This is a genomic window from Flavobacterium sp. OHVDL-2026-0007 (assembly GCF_059882335.1).
In genome coordinates this window covers 1,589,414-1,614,568 of record NZ_CM187612.1, presented here as the reverse complement: position 1 = coordinate 1,614,568, position 25,155 = coordinate 1,589,414, and the positions used below count along the sequence as shown (strand labels likewise).

Sequence of the window (25,155 nt, the reverse complement as noted above, 5' to 3'; positions counted from 1 at the left end):
GGACACATACACAGTTCTTTTCGATTTCTTAAGGTAATCATCTCCAGAGAAGGATAAGTTGCTATGAGTCAGTTTTAGTTAGTTGTACAATACGTGGATAGTTCTTTATAACTGTTTATTTAGAAGTAGACAATGATTGAAATAACATATGGTCTTTCATTAAAAGATTTTTACACCTTTGCGAATCGTTGTTTCCATACAGCTAGGTTGACTCCTTTGAAAATTAGCCATAATGTAAACGATAGTTCAGCGATAAAACAAGGTGCTACCAGGGCAAGACTTGAGAGTTTTGGAGCAAGAAGTAAGGCAAAACTATTGGTTAAATAACAAAGTCCAGCAATTGCCATTAAAACTCCGATTGCTTTAGGGAAGTAACCTGATTTGAAAATTAAATAGCCTTCGATCAAACATACAAAAGCAAAAAAAATGAGACCAATGCCAAAGCCAAAATCGTGTAGTTTAATCGAAAGATAGGATAAAGAATGAAGCTGATCTGGACGAAACGATTTTAAGTAAGGAGCGTCTCCTAAAAGGAATAAAGCCGCTAATAGATTTAGTTTATTGGCTACCAGTACGGAAGTTTGTAGCAGGTTAAAAGTTAAGTTGAGTAAAGCAAGTTTAGCATTTACCGGTCTGAGTAGGTAGTAAAGTATGATCATTACGGGTATATCGGAAATGTGCATGATCAGATCAGCGCTAATACCTGTACGCCATAAGAATTGATGCTGCATAATGTTGTTTGCGGTAGCCGTGGGATCGCCAGAGATAACAAGTCTGTTGCGAACAAAAAGTTCTCCGAAGGTGCCAATAAGGATGATTAGCAAGTACAATAGTCCAGCTATTCTAGCATAAAATTGTGGGGAATTGTCGAAGTTTTTTAGAGTAAGTGTCATTTGGTTTGTTTTTGGTTTAAAGTATGACGTTTGAGCGGTGAAATTGTTACCGACTAGTTTAACGTTTTTAGCTCTTGAAATGGTGTGTGTGTTTGGGTATATGTCTTTGATTGTTAGTTAGGTATGAAGGTAATTGTTTTTTAAGAACTTCCTTTTTTCTTCCTATTTAAAATAGTAATTTTAATGGAAATTAATTAGAATTAGCAGCCATGAAAAAACTTGTTTTAATGATTGCCTTTTTACACTCCTGTTTTTTAATAGGCCAAAATGAAGTTTATGCTGAAAAAGTGGTGACTCCACCTGAGAAGGTTGTCGTTACTTTTCAAAAAGAGTTTCCTGGGAAAATTCCTGTTTGGAGATTAGATTACGTAGGTGATGATGACGATGAAATTCGCTATGAAGCAAAATTCAATACGGATAAAAATGTTAAGGCGTTAGCAGTGTACGATAACTTGGGTGTTTTGAAAGCCTTTGAATTGCAGATTCCCTTTAGTCAGCTTCCTCTAAAGGCTCAGGTTTATTTGAAGAAAAATTATTCAGCCAATGCAATCAGAGAAGTGGCCGTAGTTGTTGATTATAAGAATATAACGACCTATGAAGTAGGAGTAGAAAAAGGAACTAGGTTTTATGATATCGTTTTTGATAAAAGTGGAGGCTTTGATGTAAGTGTTGAAAAAAATTAGCCATTTGGATAGCTTTTAATGTAGTAGAGTAGATATGAAAAACCCGACCGTTTGTAAAAACAGGTCGGGTTTGTTCGTTTAAAGGATTGGTGAGCATTATAGATTCATTCCACCAGAAACTTCAATGCGTTGCGCATTTATCCAAGAAGCATCCTGGCTGCATAAAAAGGCTACTACACCACCGATATCAGCTGGTAGACCTACTCTCTCTAGGGCTGTTACAGAAGCTATGTTTTTATTTAATTGTTCATTATCACGAACAACACCACCACCAAAATCAGTCTCTATTGCTCCTGGAGCTACTACATTGACCCTGATTCCTCGTGCGCCTAATTCTTTTGCTTGGTATTTGGTTAACGTTTCAATTGCCCCTTTCATAGCAGCATAGGCAGCATAACCAGGAAAAGAAAAACGTGTAAGTCCAGTCGAAATATTCACAATGGAACCACCATCGTTCATTATTGTTAATGCTTTTTGCGTTAAGAAAAAAGGTCCTTTGAATTGAATAGTGGTCAATTGATCAAATTCCGCCTCCGTTGTTTCCATGAAGGAATTATGAATGCCAATACCGGCGTTGTTGATTAGAAAATCAAATGTGTCAGTGTTAAAAGTATTTTTTAAGACTGCTGAAACATTTTTAATAAAGGAGGCAAAAGTGCTAGTGTCGCCTACATTTAATTGAAGCGCTGCGGCTTTTTGTCCTAAATTCTCGATTTCTTTCACCACGGCATCTGCCTCTTCTTTTTTGCTGTTATACGTGATGATCACGTCGATTTCTTTTTTTGCAATGGCGATGGCCATATTTTTCCCAAGACCTCTACTACCACCTGTTACTAGGGCTATTTTTGTATTGATTGCCATTTTATTAATTGTTTTAAATTGATAAGGCAAAGATCGTAAGGAAGTGCTGTAGGAGATTTGTAAATATCAAACCGAAGTTTGCGAAATTCAAATCAAAGCCTTAAGCGCGAAAAGCTAATGGCGTAAATGAAGTTTGTTTTTTAAAGAAGTTTGAGAAATGGGCTAGTTCTTCGAAACCCAGTGAAAAAGCAATCTCGGAGATATTCCAATCGGTTTGCTTTAAAAGAATTTTGGCTTCATGAATTAAGCGGTTACTGATTAATTCAGTGGTGGTTTTACCAGTATGCTCTTTTAAAACTTTATTGAGATGATTGACATGAACAGCCAATCTTTCAGCAAAATCCTTAGCCGTTCTCAGGGCTAATCGTTGGTGTGGAGACTCTATTGGGAATTGTCTTTCTAATAATTCAGCAAATAAGGACGAAACTCTTGCGGCCGAATTGTGTTTAGAATACAAGGCAGTTATGGGTTGTAGTTTTTGTCCAAAATGAATTAATTCCGCAACATAGTTCCTAATTAAGTCATATTTATAGATGTAATCTGAATTGATTTCTTTTTGTATTTTGTTGAATATCAATTCCACTTCAGCAACACCTTCATCAGTGAGTTGAAAAATGGGATAGCCATCTGAAGCAAAAATTGGCAGGTCATCTAAATCAATTCCACTTTTGCTTTTCGATAAAAACTCACTGGTAAAAACACAAAATTGTCCCGATTGATTGGTGTCCTGAGGAAGATAATTATAAGGAATTTTTGGTGTACCAAATAAAAGGCCTTGTTTTTCGATTTCGATTATCTTATCGGCATACTCGGCTCTGTTTTTACCTTTAATCAAGCTTATTTTATAATAGGCTCTTCGATCATAAGGCATAATTGATTTCCCCTGAAGACGTTCTAAAAGTTCTTTGGTGTCAAAAATATTAAAATGACCGATTTCTTTTTGAATGTCAGTCGGTAATAAAGAATTAGGATCAATGGTAGAGCCCAGAGTAATGTCTTGATAAAATGAATCTAATGATTTCATGAGATTGAATTGTAAAAATCAAAGATACGATATCTTAATAGAGTTTAAATTTTTAGGTTTTCTTATTTTGGAGGTAAGGAAGTTTGTAGGTGTTAATATCCGTGATTTTTAAGCCATTGCTCACAATCTCTTGTCCAAAATTTACTGGTATCTTTTACGCCTAGACCAAAGCCGTGACCGCCTTTTTCATAGAGGTGCAATTCAGCAGGAACGGCATTTCTTTTGAGGGCTAAATAGTAATTGATACTGTTTTCTGGTACAACTACAGTATCGTCTGTTGCATGAACTAGAAAAGTCGGTGGGGTTTGAGCAGTAACTTTTTTCTCGTTCGAGAAGGAATCAATTAAAGCTTGTGACGGATGATTGCCTAATAAGCTTTTTTGTGATCCCTTGTGAGTAATGTCATTTTGCATTGAAATTACAGGATAGATCAAAAGTGTAAAATCGGGACGCGCACTTGTTTTAGAATCTGTTGCGTATGGTTTCTCATCATAGTGTGTGGCTAAGGTTGAGGCCAAGTGTCCTCCTGCGGAAAAGCCTATAATGCCAATCTTAGTTGGATCAATATTATAGCGGGTTGCATTTTGTCTTACATAACGTATGGCTTCTTGAGCATCTTGTAAAGGCCCAATGTTTTTGTTTTTCATTATCTTATCGTTTGGCAGTCTGTATTTTACCACAAAAGCAACTATTCCTAACGTATTGAGCCATTGGGCTACTTTAGTTCCTTCTTTATCCAGGGCTAAATGCTGATATCCTCCACCCGGAAAAATAAGAACAGCAGTTTGATTGGGTTTGTTCTCTTTCGGTAAAAATAGGCTCAAAGTAGGAATTGTAACTAAACTAGTACTCTGTACTTTTCCTTCAATGATCGACTCGTTTTCTTTATAATCGGGAGCTTTAATCTCATCGGGAATGGCATTCCATAAAGGGATTATTTGATTTTGAGCTTGCAGTTGATTCGTAATCCCGATAAAGAAAGCAAAGATTAAGAATGTCTTTTTTAGATGATCGTTTTTGATTGTGTTCAATTTAAGATGAATTAGTTGAATAATAAGGGATCTGGTTATTTTAAAAATGTTGATTTTTCTTCGTCTAATGAAGACAGGTTACCATTGTAACAAGTTGTTTTTATTACAAAAAAAAGAGGGATTAGTTAATAACGTTCAAAAATGAAGGCTTTTGTGGGTAGATTTCATGCGTGAATCAGGTAAATTTCAGGTTTTAACTTTTAACAAATATATTGTTTAATGTATATTTTTGTGTGTTTTTTTTTAGTCGATGTGTTTATTTATACGGTTAAAATAATAATTTAGATAATTTATTTGGAATATAAAGATTAAAAACTATATTTGTGCAATCGATTACATTGTTGCGCTTTGGACTGTTTAATCCATTGATTTTACTGTCATTGTCAAGGAGGCTAACAGTTAGTTGTAATTACCCAAAAAATATCAACTTTATAATAAACCATTACCATGAATCAAACAGATGCAGTTATTATGAGCCAGACCAAAAGATCTACAGGAAGCTATCGTTGGAGTATATGTGCATTATTATTTTTTGCCACAACAATTAATTATTTAGACAGACAAGTACTTTCTTTGACATGGAGCGATTTTATTGCACCTGAATTTCACTGGACTAATAATGATTACGGGAATATAACCGCCTTATTTTCGATATTTTATGCTATTTCTTTATTGTTTGCTGGTCGATTTGTAGACTGGTTGGATACTAAAAAAGGTTTTCTTTGGGCAATTGGGATATGGTCAATTGGAGCTTGTTTGCATGCCTTTTGTGGTATTGCAACGGCAGGAATTATAACAGGAAATTGGTTTGTTGGCTTTGAAGGTGCCAAGGAAGCTATTCATCTTGTGAAAGATACAGGAATGGTAATAAATGTAAGTGTTACATTGTTCATTTTTGCCCGTTTTGTTTTAGCAGTTGGAGAGGCAGGAAATTTTCCGGCCGCTATTAAAACTACTGCAGAGTATTTTCCTAAAAAAGACAGAGCGTTTTCTACAAGTATTTTTAATGCAGGCGCTACTGTGGGAGCCTTAGCGGCTCCTATATCAATTCCGTTTATTGCAAAATCATTTGGTTGGGAAATGGCCTTTATTATCATTGGAGCCTTAGGTTTTGTTTGGATGGGATTTTGGGTATTTATGTATGATAAGCCAGAAAAACATCCAAAGGTGAGTGCTGCTGAATTGGAATATATTCAACAAGATGATGTTGCGGATCGCAAACTAGTAGGCTATGTGCCTGAAACCACTACTAAAGTATCGCTAATAGAATGTTTTAAGTACAAACAGACCTGGGCTTTTGCTTTTGGGAAATTTATGACCGATGGAGTGTGGTGGTTCTTTTTATTCTGGACGCCAGCCTATTTAAGTTCTGTTTATGGGATGGATTCTACTGAGGCTGCGTTACCATTATTTGTACTTTATATGATTACTTTACTTTCTATTATTGGAGGTTGGTTACCTACTTATTTTGTGGAGAAAAAAGGGATGAATCCTTATGAAGGAAGAATGAGAGCGATGTTGATTTTTGCATTCTTTCCATTATTAGCTTTAATTGCACAGCCTTTAGGTTATATAAGTTATTGGATTCCAGTAATTATAATTGGTATCGCTGGAGCGGCACATCAATCCTGGTCGGCTAATATTTTTACTACAGTAGGAGATATGTTTCCTAAAAAAGCGATTGCTACCATTACTGGAATTGGTGGTTTAGCAGGAGGAATTGGTTCTACTTTTATCAATAAAGGTTCAGGAATGTTGTTTGACTACGCTACAGTTAATAATATGTCTTTTATGGGCTTTCAAGGAATTGAAGCAGGTTATTTTATAATTTTCTCTATCTGTGCAATTTGTTATTTAACAGGTTGGATTGTAATGAAAGCCTTAGTGCCAAAATATAGTCCAATTACGAATCTTTAAATACAATTTATACTATTGATCTAAACCCATTGGTAGTATTGAATGATCTAATGTAAGAGCAGATAGATACCACTAGACTGTTTGTAGTTTAGTGTTTTTTGCAACTATGGTTAATGAGTAGGTCTTACACTTTGACTTAGATCAGGAAAGTGTCGGTGATCTTTGTAGTAGTTGGTTGTTTGGAGACATCAACTTATGGGTCTTCATTTTTAGAATAAAAAAAATAATAATAAATTTTTGTTTCAATTGTGGTTTTTAAAGATAAAAATCTAATTTTGTGCAATCGATTACATTAAAATAAAATTATGACAAAACACAGTTCAAGATACGCTTCAAATCCAGAAGCAGTAAAAAAATATGACACGCATCAATTAAGAGAAGAATTCTTAATTGATGATTTAATGCAAGAAGATGAAATTGTGTTTACGTATTCTCATTACGATCGATATATTGCTGGTTCAGCTGTTCCGGTAAAAGAAGATTTAACTTTAGAAAGTATTGATCCACTTAAAGCGCCTTATTTTCTAGAAAGAAGAGAAATAGGAATTATTAATGTTGGAGGGAATGGTTCCGTTGTGGTTGAAGGGAAAACTTTTCAACTAGGATTTAAAGATGCTTTGTACGTAGGAAGTGGTAATAAGGAAGTGATCTTTAAAAGTGAAGACAGTAAAAATCCGGCAAAATATTACATCAACTCGGCACCGGCGCACACAAGTTATCCAACGGTGAAAGTAAGTTTGGCAGAAGCCAATAAATTAGAATTGGGTACTATGGAAACGGCCAATCACCGTACGGTAAATCAAATGATTATTGGTAGTGTTGTTACGACTTGCCAATTGCAAATGGGGATGACAGAGTTGAGACCAGGAAGTGTTTGGAATACGATGCCTGCACACGTACATGATCGTAGAATGGAAGTGTATTTCTATTTGGATATTCCAGAAAATCAAGCAGTGTGTCATTTTATGGGACAGCCTCAAGAAACAAGACATATTTGGATGAATAATCATCAAGCAGTTATTTCTCCGCCTTGGTCTATTCATTCAGGTGCAGGAACTAGTAACTATACTTTTATTTGGGGAATGGCTGGTGAGAATTTAGATTACGGTGACATGGATGTTTGCAAAATCACGGAATTAAGATAAACAATTATGACAAACTCATTATTTGATATAAGAGGAAAAGTGGCCTTGATTACAGGAAGTACACACGGACTGGGAATGGCCATGGCAAAAGGATTAGGTGAGGTAGGGGCTACCATTATTGTAAATGGAAACTCTTCTCAGCAAAAAATTGATGAGGCAGTAAAAGAGCTTCAAAGTCAAGGAATCAAAGCGTTTGGTTATAAGTTTAATGTAACCGATGAACAAGAGGTAATCACGGCTGTTGCGAAAATTCAAAGTGAGGTTGGTCCAATTGATATCCTAATTAACAATGCTGGAATTATTAAAAGAGTTCCCTTAATTGAGATGGAAGTTGCTGATTTTAAAGAAGTCATTGATATAGATTTGGTAAGTCCTTTTATTGTTTCAAAGCAGGTTGCTAAAGGAATGATTGAAAGAAGACAAGGAAAAATAATCAACATTTGTTCGATGATGAGTGAATTGGGTCGTAGTACGGTTGGTGCCTATGCTGCGGCGAAGGGAGGACTCAAAATGTTGACCAAAAATATGGCGACGGAATGGGCAAAACACAACCTTCAGATCAATGGAATTGGTCCTGGTTACTTTGCTACAGAGCAAACAAAACCTATTCGAGTGGATGGACATCCATTTAATGATTTTATCATTAGTAGAACTCCAGCTGCTAAATGGGGTGATGCTGGCGATTTAGCAGGAGCGGCCATATTCTTATCATCAAAAGCAAGTGATTTTGTCAATGGTCATATTTTATATGTAGACGGTGGAATTCTGGCGACAATTGGTAAACCATCAAACGAATAATTTAATTAGTTCAATTATATTAAAAAGACATGAGTGCAAATCAGACATTTATAAACGATAATTTTCTACTTGAAAATAAATTTGCTGAAGAGTTATATCATAATTACTCCAAAAATCAGCCTATAATCGATTACCATAATCACTTGAACCCGCAGTTTATTGCTGAAGATAAAATTTTTGACAACATCACTCAGGTTTGGATAAACGGAGATCACTACAAATGGCGTGCAATGCGTACATTAGGGATTAATGAGCAGTTTGTAACTGGAGCAGGTTCAGATAAAGATAAGTTCTTAAACTGGGCAAAAACGGTTCCGTATACGATGCGTAATCCTTTGTATCACTGGACACATTTAGAATTGGCGCGTTATTTTGATATTCATGATTTGTTGAATGAAAAATCAGCAGAGAAAATCTATATCGAAACTACTGAGAAAATTAATTCTCAAGCTTATAGTACACAAAATTTGCTTAAAAAAGTAAATGCTGAATTGGTTTGTACCACTGAGGATCCAATTGATAGTTTAGTGTTTCATCAGAAACTAGCAAAAAATCCAATTGGGACTAAAATGAGTACGGCCTTCCGACCTGATAAGGCTATCTTGATTTCTAATGAAGGTTATAATGCCTATCTGGACACATTAGGGGATGTGGCAGGACTTGCTATTAACACCTATGCAGATTTATGCGGGGCGTTAAGAAACAGAATTGAGTTTTTCAATGCTAATGGTTGCAAGTTGAGTGACCATGGTTTGGATCAAATTTATTTTGAAAATTTCACAGAAACTGAAATAGGGGCTATTTTCAAAAAGAAAAGAGAAAATAGAATTGTGACGCCAGAAGAGGGGCTGAAATTTCAAAGTGCTCTATTGTTGTTTTTATCAGAAACCTATCATGAATTTGGTTGGGTACAACAGTTTCACTTAGGAGCCTTGCGTAATAATAATGAACGTATGCACCGAATTTTAGGACCCGATACAGGCTGGGATTCTATTGGAGATTATCCACAGGCCCAAAAACTATCGTCATTCTTAAATGCATTAGACAGTAAAGATAAATTGACTAAAACAATTATTTATAATTTAAATCCTGCTGACAATGAAGTGATGGCCACCATGATTGGGAATTTCAATGATGGTAGTGTTAGAGGAAAAGTACAGTTTGGATCAGGTTGGTGGTTTTTAGATCAAAAAGACGGCATGACTAAACAATTAAATGCCCTTTCAAATATGGGATTAATTAGTTGTTTTGTTGGGATGTTAACGGATTCAAGAAGCTTTTTGTCTTTTCCAAGACACGAATATTTCAGACGTATTTTATGTAACCTTTTAGGAGATGAAATCAAACGTGGTGAGCTTCCAAATGATATGGAATGGATTGGAAAGCTAGTGGCTGATATTTCTTATAACAATGCAAAAGAATATTTCAAATTTTAATACAAGTAATTTAATCCTTAAGGGGATAGAAAAATAACACTAAATTATTTATCATGAGTAAAGTAGTTGCATTCGGTGAAATTATGTTGCGTCTTTCTACAGAAAGACACTTGCGTTTTTCACAAGCCAAAGCATTTGGTGCTTCTTATGGAGGTGGTGAATTTAATGTTTGTGTGTCTTTGGCAAACTATGGTGTTAGTGCCGAATTTGTTACCAGATTACCTGAAAATGAAATTGGTGCTTCGGCATTAAAGGAAATGCGAAAAATGAACGTGGAGTCTAAAAACATAGTTTATGGAGGAGAACGTTTAGGGATTTATTTTCTTGAAACGGGTGCAGGAACAAGAGGGAGTCATGTAGTGTATGATCGAGCACATAGTTCGATGGCTACTATTGAAAAAGGTTCAATTCACTGGGAAAAAGTTTTGGAAGGGGCTAATTGGTTTCATTGGAGCGGTATTACACCAGCTATTTCTGAAAGTGCTGCCCAGGCTTGTTTAGAAGCTATTAAAGTGGCTCATCAACTAGGAATCACAATTTCATGCGACTTGAACTATCGATCAAAATTGTGGCAATACGGTAAAACCCCAAGTGAGGTTATGCCAGAAATGCTCAAGTATAGTAATGTTATTTTAGGAGATATTGATACGGCTTATTTTATGTTGGGAATTCCCAAAGTGAATCCTAATTATCAAGACGAGAAATCGCTTCCAATTTTATACAGTAAGTTGTTTGATCTAGTTCCGAATTTAAAGACAGTTGCCACCACTTTACGTTATTCTGTAAGTGCCTCGCACCAAAGAATTGGGGGTATACTGTTTGACGGAAAAGCAATTTATCAGGCAGCTGTAAAAGAAGTAACTCCTGTTGTCGATCGCGTAGGTAGTGGCGATGCTTTTATGGGTGGCTTAATTTATGGATTACAAGAATATCAAAACAATAACCAGAGAGCTTTAGATTTTGCAGTGGCAGCTTGTTGTTTAAAACACACCATAGCAGGAGATTATAATTTGGTTACTTTAAAAGAAGTTGAAAATATGATTGATGGTGATTCAAGTGGATTAGTATCAAGATAATGTAGATAAAAATGGCAAAATATTCAAGAATTGAAGTAGCAGTACAGATGAAAGAAAATGGTATGGTTCCGTTGTTTTTTCATTCTGATATAGAAATTAGTAAAAAGGTTTTAAAGGCCTGTTATGACGGTGGTTCACGACTGATGGAGTTTACAAGCAGGGGTGATTTTGCACATGAAGTTTTTGGAGCTTTAAACAAATATGCTTTAGCTGAATTGCCTGGAATGATGTTGGGTGTAGGTTCTATAACTGATGCTGCTGCAGCTTCATTGTATATGAGTTTAGGCGCTAATTTTATCGTAACACCCGTTTTTAGAGAAGATATTGCAATTGCATGTAACCGACGTAAAGTATTATGGTCACCGGGTTGCGGATCCTTAACCGAAATAGCAAGAGCAGAGGAGTTAGGTTGCGAAATTGTAAAATTATTCCCTGGAGACATCTATGGGCCAGAATTTATAAAAGCCATTAAAGGCCCTTGCCCATGGACCAATATAATGCCAACTGGAGGCGTTTTGCCAACGGTAGAAAGTTTGAGTTCATGGCTCAATGCAGGAGCAACTTGCGTGGGTATTGGATCGCAATTAATTTCAAAAGATATACTTGATAAACAAGATTTTGACGGTTTGAAAACCAAGGTAAGTCAGGTACTTGATATCATTAAAAATATTAAAAATAAATAAGGAGTAATCATACCAATTCCTTATTTGTTGTGCATTTTTTTTTTAGATTTTAGAGATTGTAATTGAGCATTACGCTTGAAAAATAAACTTAGTCATTCCTCACAACAAAGTTTATTTTACTCACTCGAGTGTAATGTTTCATTTACAGTTTGACAAAGTTGCATAACAAGGATAAGGTGGTTAATATGGTTATTTGTAACACTTTAAAGAAAATTTATAATGGAAAAAGTAAACAGATCAAATTCGGGGTTTTCAAATAAGCTTCCTATAAAAATAGTACAATTTGGCGAGGGTAATTTTTTACGAGCCTTTATTGGATATGCTTTTCAAAAATTAAATCAAGAGGCTGATTTTAATGCAGGAATTGCAGTTGTACAACCTATTGATAAAGGTTTGGTCAATATGATCAATGCGCAAGACGGTTTGTACACACTGTTTATGAAAGGGGTTAAAAAAGGGAAAGAAATTCAAGAAAAAGAATTAATCACTAATATTGTTAAAGCGGTGGATCCTTATGCTTCTTTTCAAGATTATTTGGCTTTAGCAAAAGAAGAGGAACTCGCTTTTATCATCTCAAATACCACTGAAGCAGGGATAGAGTATATTGCAACTGATCTTCCCACTATGCAGCCACCAGTGTCATTTCCGGCAAAATTAACGGTGCTTTTACATGAAAGATTCAAACACTTTAAGGGAGCTACTGAAAAAGGATTGACCATTATTCCTTGTGAATTAATTAATTACAATTCAGATACTTTAAAAGAAATTATATTAAAATATTGTGCAGATTGGAAATTGGAGCAAGAATTTACTTCTTGGCTTTTAAACAGCTGTTCATTCCACAACACTTTGGTGGATAGAATTGTGCCAGGCTATCCAAAAGACCAAATCGAAGAATATAACAGTCAATTGGATTATAAAGATGATTTGATTGTAAGTGCAGAGAGTTTCTTTTTATGGGTAATTGAAGGGGATGAGCAGTTGAAAGCAAAACTTCCGTTCGAGAAAACAGGTTTAGATGTAAAAATTGTTGCCGATATGCAACCTTACCGAACACGTAAAGTTAGGATCCTAAATGGAGCCCACACGGCAATGGTTCCCTTTTCTATGCTTTACGGCAATGAATCAGTAAAAGAAACGGTAGATAATGCTTTTACAGGAGCCTTTGTAAACAAAGCCGTTTTTGAGGAGATCAATGAAACTTTAAACATGGATAAGGCGGAGTTAGCCAGTTTTTCTGAAGAAGTTTTAGATCGTTTTAGAAATCCCTTTATCAAACACTTATTGTCGTCAATTGCCTTGAATTCTATTTCAAAATTCAAAGTACGTGTTTTACCAAGTTTAACGGGGTATGTGGCCATTCGTCATGAACTTCCAGTTCATCTGACCTTTGCATTTGCAGCTTTGATACGTTTTTACAAAGGAACATGGAAAGGAGAAGTTTTACCTGTTAATGACAGTGAAGATATTATTTCATTCTTTGATGGGCTTTGGAAATCGGATGATTATGAAAAAATAGCCAGACTGGCTTTGCAAAATAAAAGTTTCTGGGATGAAGATTTAACGCTTGTTCCAGGTTTAACTAAGGCAATTGCCATTGGATTAGAAGAAATAGATGCAAATGGAATAGAAAATGGTTTTGCTAATTTTCAAAAACAAATAAATACAATAACTCAGACAGTTTAGTTATGGCAACGCAAAAAAAATTAATAAAAGTTCATCCTACGGATAATGTAGCAGTGGCTTTAGTAAACCTTTCTGCAGGGGAAGTGATACACTTTGAAGGTGAGGATGTTACTGTAGAGAGTGATGTTAAGATGAAACATAAAATCGCTATGGTTCCTTTTAATGTAGGAGACAGGATTATTATGTATGGTGTTTTGGTTGGAAAGGCCAGCGCGAGAATCGAAAGAGGGGGATTGCTTTCCACTTCAAATGTAAAGCATGAAAGTGATAAAGTTACTGGTAAAACAGAGACTATTGGCTGGACAGCTCCAAATATTGATAAATGGAAAGACAGAACTTGGCAAGGTTATCACAGGGAAGACGGACAGGTTGGAACTGAAAACGTTTGGTTGTTTTTTCCATTAGTATTTTGTGAAAACAGAAATATCGAAATCTTAAAAGACATTTTTGAGAAAGAGTTGATGAAGCCTAAAGAAAACGATTATCAATTGTTACTTCGTTCTTTAGTCAAAACAGAAACAGGTGGTGCAGGAAATGAGGCAGCTTCAAATGATGCGAACTTGTTTAATAATATCGATGTAAAGTTTATTACGCACCAAGGTGGTTGTGGAGGAATTCGTCAGGATTCGCATAGTTTGGCTAAGTTATTGGCTGGTTATGTTAACAATCCGAATGTTGCTGGAGCTACCGTATTGAGTTTAGGATGTCAGAATTTGCAAATTCAGATTTTTAAAGATGCTTTAGATGCGATTAATCCAAACAGTAAAAAACCAGTTTTAATTTACGATCAACAGCAAATAGGAACTATTGAAACAATGCTTAGCAGTGTAGTAAAAGATACCTTTGAAGCGATTAAAAAAGCCAATGAAATAAAAAGAGAGCCTGCACCACTGTCCAAACTTAGAATTGGGTTAGAATGTGGTGGATCAGATGGATTCTCGGGAATTTCGGCAAATCCAACTTTAGGAGTAACCTCGGATCTATTAGCGGCTTTAGGGGGAACTACGATTCTTTCAGAATTCCCAGAATTATGTGGGGTTGAGCAAGAATTGGTAAACCGTTGTGTAGAAGATGAAGGAGGAAAGCGTTTCTTAGATTTGATGCAGTGGTATGAGAAAACGGTTGTAGATGCTGGTTCAGGATTTGATATGAATCCTTCTCCAGGAAACATTAAAGACGGTTTAATTACTGATGCAATGAAATCTGCAGGAGCGGCTAAAAAAGGAGGGACTTCTCCTATTACAGGTGTTTTTGATTATGGTGAATACATCACTACACCAGGTTTAACTTTACTTTGTACGCCAGGAAATGATGTGGAGTGTACTACTGCAATGGTAGGTTCTGGAGCTAATATGGTATTGTTTACAACAGGTTTAGGAACTCCAACAGGAAATCCAATTGCTCCGGTTGTGAAAATATCATCCAACACACAGCTGGCCAATAAGATGTCTGATATTATTGATATTGATACCGGTGGAATTATTACGGGAGAAAAATCCATTGATGAAATGGCTGATGAAATGTTGGAGTTTATCATCGATGTGGCCAGTGGTACCATTAAAACAAAAGCAGCGATCTTAAATCAAAACGACTTTATTCCTTGGAAAAGAGGTGTTTCACTTTAATAAAATACAAATCCTATTAGATTATAAGCTCATGTGAAACGTGAGCTTTTTTTCTTTTCAACCATTAAGACTCTAAGGTAAAAGACGTTTTAGGTCTTAGAAAATTTTACTTCTTAATGGTTCAACAAAATTAAAGGGTGGTTCTTGATGAGGATTTACGAATGTGTAATTCTGGAGCAAGAACAACCTTTTTTTCGATTTTAGTGGTGACCGTTTTGTCGACTTGTTCTAAGAAAACACGTGCAGACATTTTTCCCATTTCAAGGGGAGACTGATCCACAGAAGTGATAGATAATTCCATGAATTTGGTAAAGGGTTCGTTACTAAAACCTGCTACACAAAACTCACTAGGAATGCTAATATTTCTTTGTTTTAACTCTTGAATTGCTCCTAAAGCAGCAAAATCACTAGAGGAGAATATAGCATCGGGAGGTGTCTCGAGTTGCAACAATAAGGCAACGGCATCTTTTCCTGCCTCAACCATACTTTTTACCCCTATAACATATTCTTCCTTAAAAGGCATTCCGCTATCTAGTAAAGCTTGTTTGTATCCTAGGAACCTGTTTTTGAATACCTCTAGAGATTGGTCACCAGATAAGTGAGCAATACATTTACATCCTTCGTTGATTAAATGTTTAGTTGTTAAGTAACCTCCTTTAAAGTCATTGATCGTTACGGAGCTTACACCATCAATATGTTTGCTTCTGTCAAAAAAGATAAGGGGAACATTTTTTTGTAATACATTCTGAAAAGCACTGTCATTTTCGCCAGTTACATCAGTAACCGACATGATAATACCGTCCACTTGAGCGTCTATAAGGGTGTATAAATTTTCATTCTCTCTTTTGGCACTTTCATGTGTTTGACAAATAATGACCTGATAACCATGTGGATGTAATTCTTCTTCAATTCCTCTAATGACAGAGGCGAAGAAGTTACTGTCGATACGAGGAACGATTACCCCTATATTATTACTTCGTCCACTTTTCAATGCTAAAGCAAGTTTGTTTTGCTTATAACCCATTGAGGCAGCAGTTTTAATAACCAACTCACGTGTGCTCTCTTTTATTTTAGGATTGTTGTTTAACGCTCTTGAAACGGTAGCAGCAGTGATATTTAATTTCTCAGCAATATCGTAAATGGTTATTTTTTCGCTCATTAAAAAAAAGATTTTTTCGGGTTAATTCTAAGCAAAAGTACATTTTTTTTTATAATCTGAATATAAAATGTTATCGATTACCATAATTTGTAATCAAAACGTTTTCATTTGCACAATGTTATTAAATTATGGGTTTTTTTACATTAAGTGTAAATATATTTAACAATAAAAATTAAATATATAATTTATTTCGAAATTTATTTGGTGCAATGGAACTTATTTTCTACTTTCGTGTAATCGATTACATAGTTACAGAGTTTTGACAATCAAACCATAAAACACCTTTTCGAAATGATTACATATAAAATGATAACATTTAAATCCATAGTAATTTTTAGCCTACTTGCTTTAATGGTTGTGTCTTGTGGTAAACAAGTGACTAATGGTGTAGGAGCTGATCCGTGGAAAGAAAAGGAATCCATCATTAAAAGTATTTCTCAAACACGCTTCTCTAATAAAATTTATAATATTAATGATTTTGGTGCTGTAGGGGATGGGAAAACACTTAACACAGCAGCTTTCAAAAAAGCAATAAAGGCCTGTGTTGAAAATGGTGGGGGACAAGTATATGTACCACAAGGGAAGTATTTAACGGGGGCCATAGATTTAGATAATAATGTAAACTTGCATTTGGCTGATGATGCTGAAGTTCTTTTTAGTGTCAATCCAAAAGATTATCCAATGGTACATACTTCGTTTGAAGGAACCGAGCTAATGAATTATTCTCCTCTTATTTATGCTAAAAACAAAAAGAATGTTGCCATAACGGGAAAAGGAACGCTTAACGGTCAGGCCGATCGTACTAATTGGTGGATTTGGTCAGGAGGAAAAGACTATGGATGGAAAAAGGGAGTGCCATCGCAAAATGATCCCCAGAATCGTGAAGTGTTAGTAGATATGGCTGAAAAGGGAGTACCGGTTAGCGAAAGAATTTTTGGAGAAGGACGTTATTTACGCCCCAATTTCATTGAGTTTTTCGAGTGCAATACAGTCTTAGTAAAAGATATCACCATTATCAATGCGCCATTTTGGATTTTACATCCTTTAAAATCGAACAACATCATTATTGATGGCGTTACGGTAAACAGCCATGGTCCTAATAATGATGGCTGTGATCCTGAATATTCGCAAAATATATGGATAAAAAACTGCACGTTTAATACTGGAGATGATTGTATTGCGATCAAAGCGGGTCGGGATGCTGATGGGAGGAGAGTAGCGATACCTAGTAAAAATATCATTGTGCAAAATTGTAAAATGATTGATGGTCATGGTGGAGTCGTTATTGGTAGTGAAATCTCTGCCGGTGTACGTAATGTTTTTGTAGAAGATTGTGTAATGGATAGTCCGAATCTGGACCGTGCGATTCGTATTAAAACAAATTCAAAAAGAGGCGGCATTATAGAAAACGTTTTTGTTCGCAATCTTGAAGTGGGGACGGTTAAAGAATGTGTCTTGAAATTGAATATGTTTTATAATGTTTATGGGGCACAGACAGGAAACTTTATTCCAACAATCAGAAATATAAGTCTTGAAAATATAAAAGTCAAAAATGGAGGTAAGTATAGTGTTTGGGCAGAAGGCTATGCCGAATCTCCAGTAGAAAATATTACACTAAAAAATGTAGTCATTCAAAAAGTAGATTCGATCTATTTGTTGAAAAATGTGAAGAATATAAATTTTATAAACACCTATGTAAATGAAAAGAAAGTAGAACCAATTAAAAATTAAAAACAAACAAACAATTAATCAAACCATTTATACCAAACTATGAATACCAAACAACTATTTAAGAAAAAAGTAAAATACAATACTGTATTTTTATTTTTCCTGACTTGTTTGTTGAGCAACGTTATGTATGCTCAATCGACTGTCATAGAAGGAAAAATCACTGATGCGTCAGGACTCTCATTACCAGGAGTGAACATTCAGGAAAAAGGAAATAAAAATGGAACCTCTACAGATTTTGAGGGAAGTTTTAAAATCAATGTAACCAACAACAAGGCAATTTTAGTAATTAGCTATTTAGGTTTTCAGACCCAAGAAGTTAGTGTTGCAGGAAAAAGCAAGGTCAATGTTAGTCTTGTAGAGCAATCCAACTCCTTAAATGAAGTTGTTGTTGTGGGATACGGATCGGTAAAAAAGACAGATCTTACGGGCTCAGTAAGCACTATTAGTGCTGCAACGATTACAGAAAGAAACACTACAAGTGCCTTAGAGGCGATTCAGGGAAGTACTCCTGGAGTTCAGATTTCGTCTAGTTCAGGACGTGTAGGTGATGGATTTAAAGTAGTCATTAGAGGGAATAACTCCCTATTGGCCGATTCTAGCAATCCGAACGTACTGGGGTCATCTCCATTATATGTTGTGGATGGTGTACCTATGGACGGAATTGACTTTTTGAATCCACAAGATATTGCGCGAATGGATGTTTTAAAAGATGCCTCTTCTGCAGCTATTTATGGTTCCAGAGGTTCTAATGGGGTAATCATTGTGACGACCAAAAGTGGAACGAGTGCCAAATCGGGTATCAGTGTAACGTTTGACAGTTCTTACGGTACCAGGACGGCAGCAAGATTACCTGAAATGATGACAGGATCGGAATGGTGGAAATTACACCAAGTGGCCTATATGAGCGCTACACCTTTAACACAAACGCCTGCTCAATTGGCTACATTGGCGGGTAATCAAAGTCCTTTATTGGTGTCAAGAGCCAATAGTGGTTATGATTTTGATTGGTACAATGCGGTACTTAAAACGGGAATGACTCAAAATAATTATTTGAATATTTCAGGACGTTCAGACTCAGGATTGAGTTATAATTTAGGTTTTGGTATTCAAAGTGATGAAGGTCTGCTTGATAAAGATGGGACGGATAAATACTCTTTCAAATTAGGTTTGAACCATAAAATAAACGACAAATTTTCTACAGGAGCTAATATTACAATAGCGCATGTTGATACACAATTTGGTAGTGATTTAGCCATGCAGGATGCATTTAGATTAAGTCCGCTGATGTCGCCTTGGGCTGTTGATGCTGCAGGAAAGGAAAGAGTAGGTTCTTTGTTTTTCCTACCTGGAAAATTAACGTATCCAGATGGTTCTTGGGCCATCAATAAGACAAGTGCGGTGAACCCCTTAATGGAGATTGCAAATTCATCTCAGAATGAAAAAACATGGCAGTCTGTTGGAAATGTTTATTTGCAGTACCAACCTTTAAAATGGTTGACATTCAAAACCACATTTGCAGCAGGAATTCAAAATACCACCACAAATTCTGCGTACACAGCACAGACTAATGCAGGGGTTACTTTAAACGGGAAAAATTCAGCATCCATTAAAACGTACAATAACTTTAATTATACATGGGATAACCAGGTTGATTTGAAAAAGACTTTTAATGAAGTACATGATTTTAGCTTGTTATTATTACAGAGTTCTTATTCTAATGTAGATGAAAACTCCTATATGTATTCTAATAATCAGCCTTTTGATGTGGGATCAAATAATATGGGTTCAGGAGTTCAGACCAGTTATAATATCACTTCAGGATATGCAAAAAATACGCTAAGTTCTTATGCTGTTCGTTTGAATTATACTTTTAATGATAAATATTTATTGACGGCTTCTAATAGATGGGATGGTTCCTCTGTATTGTCTGCGGATAATAAATGGCAAAGTTTTCCATCTGTAGCTTTAGGTTGGAAAATTAGTAAAGAATCATTCTTGGCCGATAATGGGACTATTTCTGATTTGAAACTTAGAGCAAGTTTAGGGTATACAGGAAATGATAATGTGGCTCCTTATACTTCACAAGCTTTATTGAACCAGCAAACTTTTTATGCTAATGGTGGAAATGTTGTTCCTGGTTGGCAATCTGAGAATTTAGCCAATCAAAATTTAACTTGGGAAAAAACCAGAGAGATCAATTTAGGTATTGATTTCGGGTTCTTGAGAAATAGAATTACAGGTAGTGTAGATGTTTATGACCGATTATCAGATGACTTGATTTACAAACAACAATTACCATTAGAAACAGGGTGGAAAAATACCTTTTCTAACGTTGGTTCTGTAAGTAATAAAGGAATCGAGGTTTTGTTAACCACTAAAAACATAAAATCTAAAAATGTGAACTGGGAAACTACGTTTACTTTTAGTAAAAACGTAAACAAACTAGAGTCTATTTACAATCAGGATAGAGTAAGTGATATTGGAAATAAATTGATTTTAGGGTCAGAAATAAATCCAAATTACAATTACGTTTATGATGGTGTTTGGCAAGAAAGCGAAGCCGCTAAGGCAGCATCTTATGGTATGGCTCCAGGACAGGCGAGACCGAAAGATTTAAATGGAGATGGTAAATTTAATGCAGATGACAGACAAGTAATTGGTAATGCTAATCCAGATTGGCAAGGAAGTTTATATTCTAAATTAACTGTGGGGCAATTTGATTTTAACTTTTCAGTAATTACAAGTCAAGGGCAAACAGTGTTAAGTACTTTTCATCAAAACTTTGCGGATGTAAGTGATAGAGGTCGTCAAAAAATGAAGATGGACTATTTTATTCCAACTAATGGAACAGGTATTGAAGCCAATGCGAACAATACTAACCCAAGACCTGGGCCAATTGCTACAGGAGCCGGTGCTTATTGGACGTCTTTATTTGGTTACTACAGAGATGCCTCTTATGTGAAAATTAAAAATATCTCTTTAGGATATACTTTCAATTCAGAATTACTTCAAAAATTAAAAATGAGTAATTTAAGAATTTATGTAAATGTTTTAGACCCGTTTGTATTTACAAACTTTGACGGATATGATCCGGAATGGGCAGGTTCAGCTTTTGGTCTTAACCGTCCTGCATCTGTTACAACGCAATTGGGACTAAGTGTTAAATTTTAATAAGATATAAAATGAAAAAAATAATATTAGTTTTAGGGATAATCATTACTGTTTTCAGTTCATGTAGTGACTACATTGAAGAAGAAAGCCTTTCGAATGTACCCGCTGACGAAACATACAAAACAGCCTCGGGTTTTCAGTTATTAGTAAACTCGAACTATGCGAGACTTAAAGGAGTTTATGGAGGAAATCCATGGTTGTTTGAATCCGGTACTGATATGTACGCAGAAGGAAGAACGCCTGAGCCAGCTGGTATCAGCCAATATACTTTATTGATTCCATCTGCTACAAATGTCGATGATTTGTATATTTCTTGTTATCAACAGATCCAGTCTGTAAACAAAACGGTATACTATTCGACCATAACAGAGCAAACAGCAAATTTAAATACACAAGTGGGTGAAGCAAAATATTTGAGAGCCAATGCTTATTTTTTATTGGTGCAGACCTATGGTGGAGTTCCTATTGTTTTGGATAATATTACCTCTGCGGTTTTATCCTTTAAAAGAAATACGGCAGAAGAAGTTTATGCACAAATTATTGCAGATTTGGACGCTTCTTTGGCAACTGTTGGGACTTCAGCTTATGCGACAACAGGGAAAGTTAACAAAAGAGCCGTAAATGATTTATTGGCAAAAGTGTATTTAACAAGAGGATATGAAAGTTTTGGTACTGCTGCTGATTTTACAAAAGCAGCTGCTTATGCTGATGCGGCAATTGCAGGACAGGGATTAAATTTAGCTTTTGCAGATTTATTTAAACCAACAAATGATTTGAATGCAGAAACTATTTTTTCTGTTCAATACGATAAAGCTTCAACAAGTACTGATCCAACAAAATTAGGGAACAGTCAGTTTTACTATTTTAGTTCTTATTTAGGTGGTGCTGAAACTGGAGCTCCTTTAAGAAGTTATAATTTATGTCCAACAACCTATGCTTTAGGTTTGTATGAAAAAGGAGATAAAAGATGGGAGGCTACCTTCATGACAGAAATTTTGGAAGGACCTGAAACAACCAACGGTGTGACCAAAACGATATTGTATTATCCTTATTACAGAAGTGCTAATCCTGCGAGTTTAAAAGTGCGCCATTTCTACGAACCAAAATGGTTTACACTAGCCGATAGAGCGACTTGGAATACAGCTAATGCAGCTAGAAAGGCGGCTACTTTTGTCTATCACCCTTGGGGAGAATATGGTGCAGAACACACGCTAATTGATAACCGTGATTGTTATACCATTCCGGTTAAGAAATTTGATGATCCAGATCCAACAACACCATCAAGTACAGGTCCTGTAAGTACAAGAGATATTATTGTATCGAGATTAGGAGAAACTTATTTGATAGCGGCAGAAGCTTATTTCAAAGCAGGAGATCCACAAACAGGTTTGGCTCGTCTAAATGAAGTAAGAAGAAGAGCTGGTGTTGCCAATGCACTTATCGGAGAATTTAATATCAATTATATCTTAGACGAAAGAGGAAGAGAACTAGTAGGAGAATACAAACGTTGGTTTGATTTGAAACGAACAGGAACGTTGGTAGACAGAGCCTCTACTTATAACTATAAAATCAAGGCAGCGAATTTTGTTGGAGTAGATGGAAAACTTAAAATTTTAAGACCGATACCACAATCTGCTTTAGATTTAAATCAAAACAAGGATTTTCCTCAGAATCCTGGTTATTAGTAATTTATAATTTTTGAGGTTTTGTTTTGTGAAGAAGTTAAAAAGGAGTTCGATCGTGAATCGGACTCCTTTCTTAACTAAAAAGTAGTTCGGTTGAAATAAAATCAATGGAATTTATCTCATTGCTTTTGGTTTTTCAACCTTGGTTTGTTGAAACGGTGGCTTATACCGCGCAATTTTTAGACAGAATATTTACATAATTATAATAAAAAATGAAAACAAAAATCACATTAGCGACCTTATTTTTAGTGGGTGTTACGGCAGTTAATGCTCAAAAGTATGATATAAAAACAGCCAAGACTTATGCTGAAATATCGGCTAAAACGGATGGTAAATGGGAAGGACGTAAATACGTTGGTGGGACTGTTTTTAAAAATGTTGACCAATTAAAACTAGCGCCAGAACATACCGATCATTCGTTCGATATCCGTTACGAAGGTCCGGGTTGGGAAAGTAACCGAATTGGTTACCGTTTATATTTAGACTGGAGAAATGCGATTGATATTTTTGGAAAGAAAACTTCGGACATTATTTTGCCAAAAGTAGGACAGGATAATTTTGATTCGTACCATGAAATGAGTGATTGGGGAGCAGATATTTTTAAAGCAGGAAAGGCAATCGGAATTGGGTCTATAGATCGCTATTTAAACAATGAAAAATTACACTTTTATGAAGTGGATTCCACTATCGCAACTGTTGTCAATAAAACCAACGAATCAGTTGTCAAAGTGCACTATTACGGATGGAAAACAGCCTCAGATAAAATTGATTTCACATCGGAGCTGAGCATTAAACCAGATGAACTGTATACACAACATAAAATTCAGGCTTCAAAAGAAATTAAGGGGATTTGCACTGGAATTGCAAAACAAAAAAACACGGAATTAATTAAGAAAGAAAGTAAAAACAAAAAATGGGCTTATTTGGCAACTTATGGATTACAATCATTGGTTCCGGATAAATTAGGAATGGCAATTTTTTATGAAGTTAGTACCATCGAAAATGCCCCTGATACCGATTTGGATTATCTTTTAGTTTTTAAACCATCGACAAAAGCAACTTCTTTTTACCTTTTAGGAGCTTGGGAACAAGAGCCAAATGGAATAAAATCGAAAGAAGAATTTGTAAAATATTTGGATCAAAAATTAGCAATACTCAATAAAAAAGGCAAAATGTAATTGTTGAATCTGGTGATTTTTTACCTCTAAAAACAACGGTTCTCAGGTAATGCTGATTTCAGTAGGTCCTCACTTAAATAAAAAGTTACAGCATGATCGCTTTATAAATCAGGGAGAAAACACATAAATACAAAAGATTAAAATAGAGAGGATGTTTCAATCAAGTTGGATAAAGATAAATTGGACCAAATGGAGCGTTGTTTTGCTGTTGATGATGGCTACTAAAATTAATGCGCAAATACCCCAAACTGCTGTCCTGGCGGATAATTTAAAATGGTCAGAAAGGACGGCACTTACTATTTTAAATAAGTACCCAAAAGCCTCTACGATCGACGGTACTGAAAAACCAAAATGGGACTACAAAATGGGCTTGGTGTTGTCTGCTTTTGAAAAATTAAATCAAAAGTCAAGTGATAAAAAGTATTTTAACTATATCAAAGAATATGCTGATGAGCTAATTGACAGTGAAGGGAATATTGTCAAATATGAGGAGAAAGAATACAATATCGATTGTGCCAATCCGGCAAAATTGCTATTTAGTTTATATAATCAAACAAAAGACAATCGCTATTTAAAGGTTTTGAAGCAAATAAGAACTCAACTTGAAAACCAGCCTAGAACAGCCAGCGGAGGATTTTGGCACAAGGAAATTTATCCCAATCAAATGTGGATTGACGGCTTGTATATGGCAGAACCATTTTATACGCAATACACTGTTACCTATGAAAGGGGCAAAGCATTAGAGGATATAGCGAAACAATTTGAATTGGTACAAAATCATCTTGTGGATAAAAAAACAGGATTGGTATATCAGGCTTGGGATGAAAGTAAAGAAATAGCTTGGTCAAATAAGGAAACAGGAACATCACCTACGATTTGGGGAAGAGGAATTGGATGGTACATGATGGCTTTGGTTGAAACATTGGAGTATTATCCAAAAGCACATCCAAAATATAAAACGCTAGTTGGTTATTTGAATCAGATTTCTAAAAGTGTCATTGCGTATAAAAGTACTTCAAGTTTGTGGTATCAAGTGGTCGATAAACCTGAAATGACTGGGAACTATGTAGAATCGTCGGCTTCGGCTATGATTATTTATGCTTTGGCAAAAGGAGCAGACAAGGGATATTTAAGTTCAAGTTATAAAAGGATTGCTCAAAAATCATTTGATGCCTATATTAAAGAGTTTGTAAAGAAAGACGATAAAGGGCAAGTGATCATTAGTAATGTGTCCTCAAATGTTGGTTTGGGAGGAAAACCATTTCGGGATGGAACCAATCAGTATTATATCAAGAGTAAAACAAAAGATAATAGTTCGCCAGCTTTAGCGGCATTTTTGTTGAGCGCTATCGAATTGAATAAGTAACGCCTAA

At 35.5% G+C, this 25,155-nt stretch carries 19 protein-coding genes; 14 read left to right on the top strand and 5 right to left on the bottom strand.

Going from position 1 to position 25,155, the window contains the following annotated elements:
* Window positions 1-170 precede the first annotated feature (170 nt).
* Window positions 171-893 (bottom strand): DUF4386 domain-containing protein, encoded by a 723-nt coding sequence (locus AC51AA_RS06110; RefSeq protein WP_500704846.1) that lies wholly within the window; start codon window positions 891-893, stop codon window positions 171-173.
* 209 nt (window positions 894-1,102) lie between these two features.
* Here AC51AA_RS06110 and AC51AA_RS06105 point away from each other — a divergent pair, with 209 nt between their 5' ends.
* Entirely contained in the window at window positions 1,103-1,576 is a 474-nt protein-coding gene (locus tag AC51AA_RS06105; protein WP_500704845.1) for a hypothetical protein, read from the top strand.
* Between the two features lie 96 nt (window positions 1,577-1,672).
* Here AC51AA_RS06105 and AC51AA_RS06100 read toward each other — a convergent pair whose 3' ends face one another.
* The 3 genes from AC51AA_RS06100 to AC51AA_RS06090 form a co-directional block, all read right to left on the bottom strand.
* Window positions 1,673-2,437: an SDR family NAD(P)-dependent oxidoreductase gene (locus tag AC51AA_RS06100; RefSeq protein WP_500704844.1), complete on the bottom strand. Its 765-nt coding sequence runs from the start codon at window positions 2,435-2,437 to the stop codon at window positions 1,673-1,675.
* 100 nt (window positions 2,438-2,537) lie between these two features.
* Window positions 2,538-3,461 carry a helix-turn-helix domain-containing protein gene (locus AC51AA_RS06095; protein ID WP_500704843.1) on the bottom strand — a complete coding sequence of 308 codons (924 nt, stop codon included), beginning with the start codon at window positions 3,459-3,461 and terminating at the stop codon, window positions 2,538-2,540.
* A gap of 92 nt (window positions 3,462-3,553) precedes the next feature.
* Window positions 3,554-4,492, bottom strand: coding sequence for an alpha/beta hydrolase (locus AC51AA_RS06090; protein WP_500704842.1), 939 nt, complete (start codon window positions 4,490-4,492; stop codon window positions 3,554-3,556).
* A 447-nt stretch (window positions 4,493-4,939) separates the two neighbouring features.
* On the opposite strand from AC51AA_RS06090, the gene AC51AA_RS06085 reads away from it, so the two are divergent.
* The 8 genes from AC51AA_RS06085 (at window position 4,940) to AC51AA_RS06050 (ending at window position 14,858) form a co-directional block, all read left to right on the top strand.
* Window positions 4,940-6,409 carry an MFS transporter gene (locus AC51AA_RS06085; protein WP_500704841.1) on the top strand — a complete coding sequence of 490 codons (1,470 nt, stop codon included), beginning with the start codon at window positions 4,940-4,942 and terminating at the stop codon, window positions 6,407-6,409.
* A 305-nt stretch (window positions 6,410-6,714) separates the two neighbouring features.
* Window positions 6,715-7,554, top strand: coding sequence for a 5-dehydro-4-deoxy-D-glucuronate isomerase (gene kduI, locus AC51AA_RS06080; RefSeq protein ID WP_500704840.1), 840 nt, complete (start codon window positions 6,715-6,717; stop codon window positions 7,552-7,554).
* A gap of 6 nt (window positions 7,555-7,560) precedes the next feature.
* Window positions 7,561-8,352, top strand: coding sequence for a gluconate 5-dehydrogenase (locus AC51AA_RS06075; protein WP_500704839.1), 792 nt, complete (start codon window positions 7,561-7,563; stop codon window positions 8,350-8,352).
* 29 nt (window positions 8,353-8,381) lie between these two features.
* Complete coding sequence (gene uxaC / locus AC51AA_RS06070) at window positions 8,382-9,788, top strand: glucuronate isomerase (protein WP_500704838.1); 1,407 nt, start codon at window positions 8,382-8,384, stop codon at window positions 9,786-9,788.
* Between the two features lie 53 nt (window positions 9,789-9,841).
* Window positions 9,842-10,864 carry a PfkB family carbohydrate kinase gene (locus tag AC51AA_RS06065; RefSeq protein ID WP_500704837.1) on the top strand — a complete coding sequence of 341 codons (1,023 nt, stop codon included), beginning with the start codon at window positions 9,842-9,844 and terminating at the stop codon, window positions 10,862-10,864.
* 11 nt (window positions 10,865-10,875) lie between these two features.
* The gene (locus AC51AA_RS06060; RefSeq protein WP_500704836.1) at window positions 10,876-11,547 is read left to right on the top strand and encodes a bifunctional 4-hydroxy-2-oxoglutarate aldolase/2-dehydro-3-deoxy-phosphogluconate aldolase; all 672 of its coding nucleotides are present in this window, start codon (window positions 10,876-10,878) and stop codon (window positions 11,545-11,547) included.
* A 219-nt stretch (window positions 11,548-11,766) separates the two neighbouring features.
* Window positions 11,767-13,233 carry a tagaturonate reductase gene (locus AC51AA_RS06055; RefSeq protein ID WP_500704835.1) on the top strand — a complete coding sequence of 489 codons (1,467 nt, stop codon included), beginning with the start codon at window positions 11,767-11,769 and terminating at the stop codon, window positions 13,231-13,233.
* A 2-nt stretch (window positions 13,234-13,235) separates the two neighbouring features.
* Window positions 13,236-14,858 carry a UxaA family hydrolase gene (locus AC51AA_RS06050; protein ID WP_500704834.1) on the top strand — a complete coding sequence of 541 codons (1,623 nt, stop codon included), beginning with the start codon at window positions 13,236-13,238 and terminating at the stop codon, window positions 14,856-14,858.
* 130 nt (window positions 14,859-14,988) lie between these two features.
* On the opposite strand, the gene AC51AA_RS06045 is transcribed toward AC51AA_RS06050, so the two are convergent.
* Complete coding sequence (locus AC51AA_RS06045; RefSeq protein WP_500704833.1) at window positions 14,989-16,017, bottom strand: LacI family DNA-binding transcriptional regulator; 1,029 nt, start codon at window positions 16,015-16,017, stop codon at window positions 14,989-14,991.
* A 291-nt stretch (window positions 16,018-16,308) separates the two neighbouring features.
* On the opposite strand from AC51AA_RS06045, the gene AC51AA_RS06040 reads away from it, so the two are divergent.
* The 5 genes from AC51AA_RS06040 to AC51AA_RS06020 all read left to right on the top strand — a co-directional run bounded on the left by AC51AA_RS06040 (window position 16,309) and on the right by AC51AA_RS06020 (window position 25,148).
* Window positions 16,309-17,748, top strand: coding sequence for a glycoside hydrolase family 28 protein (locus tag AC51AA_RS06040; protein ID WP_500704832.1), 1,440 nt, complete (start codon window positions 16,309-16,311; stop codon window positions 17,746-17,748).
* Between the two features lie 39 nt (window positions 17,749-17,787).
* On the top strand, window positions 17,788-20,919 hold the full coding sequence (locus AC51AA_RS06035) for a SusC/RagA family TonB-linked outer membrane protein (RefSeq protein WP_500704831.1): 3,132 nt from the start codon (window positions 17,788-17,790) through the stop codon (window positions 20,917-20,919).
* An 11-nt stretch (window positions 20,920-20,930) separates the two neighbouring features.
* On the top strand, window positions 20,931-22,604 hold the full coding sequence (locus AC51AA_RS06030; protein WP_500704830.1) for a RagB/SusD family nutrient uptake outer membrane protein: 1,674 nt from the start codon (window positions 20,931-20,933) through the stop codon (window positions 22,602-22,604).
* 212 nt (window positions 22,605-22,816) lie between these two features.
* Window positions 22,817-23,782, top strand: a complete 966-nt coding sequence (locus AC51AA_RS06025) for a DUF4861 family protein (protein WP_500704829.1) — start codon at window positions 22,817-22,819, stop codon at window positions 23,780-23,782.
* A gap of 151 nt (window positions 23,783-23,933) precedes the next feature.
* Window positions 23,934-25,148 carry a glycoside hydrolase family 88/105 protein gene (locus tag AC51AA_RS06020; RefSeq protein ID WP_500704828.1) on the top strand — a complete coding sequence of 405 codons (1,215 nt, stop codon included), beginning with the start codon at window positions 23,934-23,936 and terminating at the stop codon, window positions 25,146-25,148.
* Window positions 25,149-25,155 lie beyond the last annotated feature (7 nt).